General features: G+C 32.3%; 2 protein-coding genes. Both read right to left on the bottom strand.

Going from position 1 to position 7,127, the window contains the following annotated elements; genetic code table 11:
• Nucleotides 1-258: 258 nt before the first annotated feature.
• Entirely contained in the window at nt 259-1,548 is a 1,290-nt protein-coding gene (locus HP552_RS23455) for a hypothetical protein (RefSeq protein WP_175397804.1), read from the bottom strand.
• 1,017 nt (nt 1,549-2,565) lie between these two features.
• Nucleotides 2,566-6,324, bottom strand: a complete 3,759-nt coding sequence (locus HP552_RS23460) for an nSTAND3 domain-containing NTPase (RefSeq protein WP_175397805.1) — start codon at nt 6,322-6,324, stop codon at nt 2,566-2,568.
• Nucleotides 6,325-7,127 lie beyond the last annotated feature (803 nt).

The following is a 7,127-nucleotide window of genomic DNA, read 5'->3' on the forward strand; positions in this document are numbered from 1 at the left end:
CAACATCTAAATTTCATTATAAGGAGTACTCGGGTATTGTACTCTGAGATAGTTGGAATGTAAAATACCAGTTTTCCTATCTAAAGAAGAGTCTAGTTCAATAAATTATAGGTATTGCAATGACATGCAACAAATAACTTGCTTAAAATAAAGAGACTTAACGCATTTTCCATATGCATGGCGACACAAATATGGGAACTTCAATGAGTCATTTTTGCAAGAAATAGAAAAAAAACAAAAGTTTTTTTTCATTAGATTTCAAGTAACCATCAGATTAAAATATTGATTAAAACGTTTCTGTCTTATAAATGCTAAAGTTTCTTCTTCCATTAATGCTTTTACATCCCAACCCTGAAAAACACAATTATCCATTAAACAAACAAATTTAATATATGAGGGTGAAAAACCTTTATATATACCGTTAAATCCTAGTTGATTAAAAAAATCCACCCCTAATTCTTTAAAATATAGAAATAGTTTTGATTGAATATCATCTACTTGGAGATTTATATTTTGCATTTCTAATATTATCTCACTTTTCAAAAAGTTTTTTGAAGGAAGATTATTTATTTGAAGAATTGTGTCTATATCAATAATTTCTTTATTTAAAAATTCTCTTATATTAAAGTCTTCATCTTCTACGATGTTTTCTAACAAAGCCATGAATACAATTGGTGGTTGCATATCAGTTGATTCTTTTAAAAATTTATTTACTAATCCTCTAAATATGGTACCTTTAGTCTTTTTCAGGGTATTATAATATTTAAAAGGTAAATTAAGACTGATATCTGAAAGTAACTTACTTAATTTAAATGCATCAAAAATAGATCCTAAGTTAGCAAAAGATGAAGTAAAATGCGCTGCAGTTGAATATATAAATAGCTCTGGATCATAAAAGTACTTTTTATATGCATTTTCAATTCGAGCAGCTTCTATTAACCGTTGATCATCATCTTCAATGGACATTAGTGCAATATATTGATAGTCAAGTTCGGCATAAATTGCATTAGTTTCCCATAATGATTCCATTGTAAAGGGAACCTTAGCATAAGGTATATTTGAAGATTTAAAAGTAACAGTTAGAATAGGCTTGATTGTTTCTTCACCGCGAATGTTGAAAACTTTATCTCCACTAAAATTAAATGCCCAATCCTTTATATTAATATTATTACTTTTTAGTTTGTTAAAAACTTTAGAATGCTGTTGCTGCTTCCATTCGCAAAATAATTCCAGAAATGCAAATATATTGTCTGTAGTAGGCCTTTCTCGTCCAGCATTTAACTCGGAGTTAAAATATTCAAACTCGTTTATAGCACTATAAATCTTTTCTAACATTCTTAATCCTGATAATGTAGAAATATGATCAATAAAATGACACCCTTCATGGGCAAATAACTTTAATGACTCTATAAAATCTAAACTAAAGTCCCCATTATTCACATTATCCAAAGCTAAATTTTGATGTTCTTTTATTAAATCTCTGAAGTTAATTGTTTGGCTCATTAAATAGTAACTAGCAATAGTTTCTACATTAGCAAAATTAATCATAATATCCTCTTTCCTACTTTTTCTATCATTTTTTAGTATTCTTCAATATGTTATTCAATCAAGCTACTTTCATCTTTCAAGTTGCTTATAAAATAAGATGATTTATCAATCAGTGGATTGTGAAAGACCAAATCCCCTTAATTCCTCAGTAAAAATACAAAGGGATTAGACTTTTATCATTCAAGATCACTAGTGTTGTAAAAACATTTTCTTGACATTTTCCTCCTGGTAATCAATTAATAAAAAGTTTTACATTCCTATTTTCGTAATTATGGGATTGGTTGGGTTTATGGCCTTCATTGAAGATAGGACTGAATTAATTATTATTTGCTATCGCACTTCGTTTACTTACCGAACAAAAAAAGTGATGACGGGTAAAACGATTCATTACTTTTTTATTCGGTTCATTTTAAAATATCCTTTCATCAACCTAATACCTTACCTATAATAACATTTGATTTTTGTCATCCCTATTTTTAATCACATGTATAGTTGCCCAGTTAATCGTTTTATTCAGTAAGATAACACCTGCTAAAAACAGCCCCCAAACCCGTATTCTACCGTTGGGTGAATGAATAAAGTCATGCTACAAAACAGTCGTCCCCCCCCATTTTGGCCCAGCTTTCGATATCAAGACAAGATTAATAATTAACAAGAGTCATGATAGAGCAACAAAGGAAGGGATGGATCAGGTTCATCCATCCCTTCCTCCATTTCATCACGTCTTTATTAGATTATTAACATGAGTTTAATTGGAATATCAGGAGTTTATTAGTTAGCTACAATATCCTTAACCCAATATCGCCACACTCTCCACGTATGACGAGTAGACAGTGATAACATATAGCTTTATGAAACTTGTCATTCCAGATCAGGAAGTATTCGCTTAATAAATTTGTACCACATGCATTTAGAGAAATATATCATCTACACAACATAGGTTACATCATAAAATAATTAGTTTATATTCAGACATTCGCTACTGGGTGGGAAATAGGGTTCTAACAGCCGTTGCACTCAATCGTCTAGAAACTCCCTCTTCTTCTCCTGCTCTATTTTATTAAGCAAATATTTTATAAATCCTTCAATCCCATGTTTATGTTCAAGTAAGTCAACAGAATTCAGTAGTCCTAATACCGATTCAAGATAAGCAATTCTTTGTTGTAGAAGAGGGACCTCACTTCCCGACCAACTTTGTGTACTCTCCTCAAGTGATAGTTTTCTAAAATGACTATGCTCTTTATTATAAAATAAAAATTCTTGAAGCAGCGACAATCTTCTGCTAGCAGAGAAGTGTGAAGCTACATGAAAAACCATTCGCATTATTTCAATGTTGGAATTAAATTTCTGTATCATCTTCCTCAAAAAACAATCTTGCCTTTCTATAACCAGGACGTTTTCCTTTCTGTTACGTAAGAAAATAGAATCTAATAGAGGTTCTCTATATGAGTATCTCGTTTTTTCATGTTCAAATATAGAGAGCACTACTTCTTCCATTATTTCATCACATTCTTCATGCAACCAAACACAAGAATAATCATTCTGATCATGATAACGGTTATGCTGCAACGCCTCGTACCTTTTTACCAATTCAAGTATAAATTTAGAGTCCATTTTAAGGATTTTACTCAGATTTGAACCATCGTAATCAAAATGATGATGACTATTTTCAAGTGTAGAGAAATAAGCCTGTTTCAATAAGTGAACTTCATCCTTGAATAGGACATCTAAATTCTTACTGATGTCCGTATGAGGATTAAACATCATCTCTAATGCCCCTGCAAATTGTTTGTTAACCTTAGTTCGTTCTAATAGTATTGCCGTAACTGTAGTTATCAGTTTCTTATTAATAGCTGTAAACTTTAGTAGATAGTCGGTTTGATATGGCATGTGCTCAAGACTAGCTTCTTTGTAAAGAATAAGCAATAAATCAACAATTTCTTCTTTAATAAAATCATCCGGCAAATGGAATAAGTACCCAAATAACCACTTGTTTTTCGATTCAAGCTGCGAATTCTGAATAATACTTAACAGTGACGTGTAATCTCCAACTTTTGAATTGAATATCACCATAAAAGTTATTGGATTTATGGACAATGGATCTTTTAGATTTAAATATTCATTAAAGACTTTTAAGCCTAATTCAGAATCCCTATCCATTAGTGCCCTAAAAACCTCAAATAAGCCTTCGTAAAATCTATACTCCTCTCTATTTTTGAAAAAGCCACTCGTTATAATCTCAGTACAGTGACTGATGAAGTTTAAATAGTCAACTGGTGCATACTCTCTAAAATGCTCTCTAATTCGTTTGTTTCTCATCTCAGTAATTTTACTGTAGTCAAACTCCTCCCCATCTAACTCTTCTGGTTCCCCAAATAACAGCTCGGATAGAGTATACGTTTCATTTTTAAATTTCTCCTGCATTTTTATATCGAACTCAATTTTATGATCCTTTAACAAATCCAAATATTCTTGTAAAATGCTGCATTCTAAATAGCTATCTTTATCGAAAGAATTCACGACAAATGGAAAGAGAACGATGTAATCATTTTGTATTATTTCTGTAGTGCAAACGTCTAAACGGGACGAACTATAGCTATATATCATTTCAAGTACTTCGCTGCGTAGTTCCTTATTTTTGTACAACTCAAATATATAATTCCATATTTTTGTTCTTAATTGATTTAGAGCGTCTGAATTGTATAACTCAAAATTTCTAAATCGTACTGATTTCCCATGATAATCCGTACTTTCGAATTTTGTTTTGAGGTAGTTATCTGCAATTTTAACAAATAATTTTATCAAAGCATCATTTTTATTTGTTTGAATTTTATTCCACAAGACATCTATTACAATGTGTTGGTGTTCATATTCGAACAAATGGGAATCTAAATCAAAACCGAATGTCTCCGTTAATATCGTATACACATATGAGGCTAGACTTGAGCGTTTATCGAACAATGATAAAAGAAGTTCATTTGCCATTTTGAACATCTCTTTTTCCGACGAAATAAAAGCACTCAATATACTAAGAAGAGATGGTTTAGGTATGTTATTGTCCTTTTTTATATGGAAGTCCTTATAATCGAATCCCTCCGGCTCTAGCCCATTCACACTGTCTCTTACAAATAAAAGTGTTGATGTTCGATCTATAAACCAAAACACACTATAGAGTTCAATAGTTGTTTCCCCATCACCTTTTTCTTTTGCAATAGCTAATGCATTCTTAACGTGAGAACTCATTTTCTCCATAATATCTTTGCTATTTAAGGAATTTAACACTGGGTTAATAGCATCAATTATTAACTGTTTTCTTTTCGGAAAGAAGTTGTTTAGTAAGACTGAAAAATCGATTATGCTCTCCTTAAAAAACGTCAAATAGAATAGATATGTAGCCAAAACCTGATCCGAAACTCTTACTGCTTCGTTTTCGTACATATCAAACACTTCAATATCATGTAATTTTTTTACTGCTTCCCAAAATTCGTACTTAGGAATTGAAAATGCTTCCTCGATAGAAGTCATTTGATCGTTATTTGAGAAATCTATAGTACGAAAAAAAGAAACTATTCCAGCGGCTTTCTTTATGTTTACATCATCTAACGCATCAATATCCCTTTTTATTGACTCATAATATTCTTCATAAATCATAGTTACATCTCTAATACTCTGAAGGTTATTTTCCCTTTTTGCTACTTTCGCAGCCATAATAGCAAGCCGTGGATTTCCCTTTGCTATTTCAGATATTCTTTCTAAGTAATGACCGTTTTTTATCTCGAACTCTTCTTCGATTAAATTACTAATCTGCTCATCATTCAACGGATTAATTTCTAACTCATAACCTCCACCGTACTGGCGGGCAATATTTTGAATCTTCTCTATTGCATAATCCCTCACTGTAGCAATGATTTTTATTTTTCGGCCGAATTCCTGCTTGTGTATCCATTGAAGTACATATTCAAGTTGGTTTAACCTATTAGCATCATCAACAAAGATTAAAAAGGGCTTGGAGTCAGAAAAGTGAACAGCTAAATCTTCAAAAATACTAACCCCTCTGTTAAAAATGCACCTTATTTCGTAATCTGAATGAATCTGTTTGAATTTATGACAACACTCTATGGCTATTCTTGATTTCCCTACACCTGATCGTCCAGAGATCACTACTAAATCTGTAGTTTCCAGTGCAGTCACAATAGTATTTACTTCTTCTTCTCTAAAGTGGAATTGAGTGTCTAACGGAGTCGCCACTGCATTTTTATTATAGGTTGAAACAAAATCTTCTATTGTAATGACTTGACCAGTGTCAACTTCAATGCCTAATAGATCCCTTGCAATACCAGGATACTTTTGATACAAATCGAAAGAAAGGGGGCCTATTCCAAAAATATTGATATTAACACCTTTGTCTTGGCATAGCTTTCTTATACCTTTCTCTTCATCTGCCGAAAGTGAAGACGTATGACAGTAAACAACCTCATCGATTAGATCGACAGCTATACCTGTTTTCCCTTCATCAAAACACTTCTCTAAATCTTCAATAATTTTTTTGTATAGATTAGATTGCTGTGTTGTGTACTCAAAGAAAGCATATTTCCCATTAGGAAGTGTACATAATGAGTCAGGTGTACCTTTTCTAACTTTATCAGCACCAATGACTGATCCTAACGGATTAATATTGCTATAACCCTTCACATGTAGATAAGTGTCAGCAACCTTCTGAAACACATCTCCACTCAATTCACGAATTTTATTTTGAATTTGATTTATTTTAGACATTGTATACCTCCAAGCGTTTAGATTGAACAATATACTGATTTCTACAGATTCTGGGAGGCATCCTCTATTTTTTTATTTCGCAACTCTTTTATACTAATTTTGATAGAGAGGGGTGAGACGTGAGATGTAAGAATCTCATTGTAACGTTAAATATTTTCTAGGAGGAAAACACTTGAGCACACTCTCTGAACTTTTGACTATTCATGAAACAGCAGAGAAATTGGAAGTAAGCATTTCAGCTGTTAAAAGTTTCATTGAAGGGGTTATCTACCGGCAAAAGATACGCAATTAGGTCGATAATTCACATAGATGATTTACAAGAGTTCGCCACTACTTCGAACTTACACCTGATAATGCACAGACTTAACTCAGAACTAAAAAAATAACTTTTCATTTCACTCCAAATTATAAAGGTATTGATATTCAAAGCAATGTCACTAATAATGGTTTATTTGTAAGAACTAATGATGAAAACCTCTATCCTGCACACGTAAAATGCCCTATTTCATCTATTGCTAAAATCCTGAGACGGTCAAATTTTTCATCATACCTCCCCTATTAACGATTGACACTAACCGACCTTCTAAATCAAAAGAAGAAAAGAGCGGGACGACTCCGCTCCTTTACTGAATTAGCTAATTAATCTCAACTACTTACCTTCCTGTTCAGTATGAATAAACTCCTGCTAAAAAACAGCCCTCAAACCCGCATTCCACCGCTGGCCTCATAAATAAAGTCATGCTAAAAAACCGTGTTTTCCTCCACTTTTGACTCAACTTTTTGTATCACAACTTTATTATAAT

The organism is Paenibacillus xylanilyticus (assembly GCF_013359935.1).
GTDB lineage: Bacteria > Bacillota > Bacilli > Paenibacillales > Paenibacillaceae > Paenibacillus > Paenibacillus xylanilyticus.

Coding starts and splice junctions, on each gene's coding strand:
- HP552_RS23455 (WP_175397804.1), bottom strand. CDS start 1,548: ATGATTAATTTTGCTAATGTAGAAACTATTGCTAGTTACTATTTAATG.
- HP552_RS23460 (WP_175397805.1), bottom strand. CDS start 6,324: ATGTCTAAAATAAATCAAATTCAAAATAAAATTCGTGAATTGAGTGGA.